This window comes from Vibrio sp. Vb0667 (genome assembly GCF_033391095.1).
In genome coordinates this window covers 1-1,681 of the sequence record NZ_JAWPOL010000113.1, presented here as the reverse complement: position 1 = coordinate 1,681, position 1,681 = coordinate 1, and the positions used below count along the sequence as shown (strand labels likewise).

The window sequence follows — 1,681 nt, the reverse complement described above, 5'->3', positions numbered from 1 at the left end:
CAACAAGGCCAAATATAGCCGCCTTGCAAAAACAGGACTCAATTCCATTGACACCTCCTAAAATTGTGCTGAATCATTATTTCGTTTTTGCCAAGTAAGATGTTGCGTTTGATCAATAACTCGACTTTTCCACTTGATTTAGGCGTTTTTTTATCCGCTTTATGCCAAATTAAGTTCTGTTTTGGCATGTGAGACCAGTTATCCACTTCTATATGAAAATTATTCTCCACAGCGTTTTGTCAGTTTGATTGCTTCTTGATAGGATGCTGAATCAGCCAAGAAATACCTCCCCAAAGCGCGTTGCGCTCTAGAGAGTAAAAACAGAATAAAAAAGGGAAACATTATGACAATTACCATGTTCGGCATTCCAAACTGCGACACCATCAAAAAAGCAAAGAAATGGTTGGAAGCTGAAAACATTGCGTTTGATTTTCACGACTACCGCAAACAAGGTATTGATGCTCAAATGGTGACTGAATTTTGTCAGGCGCTAGGCTGGGAACAAGTTCTCAACAAACGTGGCACCACGTTCCGCCAACTGACTCAAGAACAAAAAGACACGCTTAACGAAGAAAATGCTATTGCGCTGTTGGTTGACAACCCAGCGATGATTAAGCGCCCAATTCTGAACGTAGACGGCCAACTCCATATCGGTTTCAAAGCAGACCAATACGCTACGATTTTTAATTCATAAATGTAAGGAAGACTCAAGGATGACAGACAGTCCAGTACTGGCACTTGCAAAAGACCTGATCAGCCGCCAGTCCGTAACACCTGAAGATGCAGGTTGTCAGGACCTAATGATCGAGCGTTTAAAAGCGCTCGGTTTTGAAATTGAAGTTATGGTGTTTGAAGACACCACCAACTTTTGGGCGCGTCGCGGTAACGAAGCGCCATTGTTTGCTTTTGCAGGTCACACAGACGTTGTACCCGCAGGCAAGCTAGAACAATGGGATACACCACCGTTCGAGCCAACCATCATCGATGGCTACCTTCATGGTCGTGGTGCAGCCGATATGAAAGGCTCTTTGGCGGCGATGGTAGTGGCCGTTGAACGCTTTATTGCCGAGCACCCAGATCACAAAGGCTCTATTGGCTTTTTGATCACTTCTGATGAAGAAGGCCCTTTCATTAACGGTACCGTTCGCGTCGTAGAAGCGCTGATGGAGCGTGGTGAGAACATCGACATGTGCATCGTTGGCGAGCCTTCTAGTACAGAAATTGTGGGTGATGTTGTAAAAAATGGCCGCCGAGGTTCGATTACCGGTGACCTAACCGTAAAAGGCACACAAGGCCATGTTGCCTACCCTCACCTCGCTAATAACCCTGTTCACGCATCGCTACTTGCCATCCACGAACTGGCAACAACAGAGTGGGATAAAGGCAATGATTACTTCCCGCCAACAAGCTTCCAGATTCCCAATGTATCTGCGGGTACAGGGGCATCTAACGTGATTCCTGGCGAATTCAACGTTCAATTCAACCTACGTTTTAGCACCGAACTGAACAATGACACTATCGTCCAGCGCGTAACAGAAACACTGGATAAGCATGATCTCAACTACGATCTACATTGGACATTCAACGGCGACCCGTTCTTAACGGACACGGGTGCCCTACTTGATGCCGTGGTCGCTGCCGTAGCGGAAGTGAACAACACTAAACCTGCGCTGCTCACAAC

Annotated in this window: 2 protein-coding genes; both read left to right on the top strand. The window is 46.3% G+C overall.

Annotated features, from left to right (window positions below; all coding sequences use genetic code 11):
• The first annotated feature begins 343 nt into the window (after positions 1–343).
• Positions 344–694 (top strand): ArsC family reductase, encoded by a 351-nt coding sequence (locus R8269_RS23815; protein WP_005484501.1) that lies wholly within the window; start codon positions 344–346, stop codon positions 692–694.
• Positions 695–713: 19 nt separating this feature from the next.
• The coding region (gene dapE, locus R8269_RS23810) for a succinyl-diaminopimelate desuccinylase (protein ID WP_318222727.1) at positions 714–1,681 on the top strand (968 nt) is incomplete at its 3' end.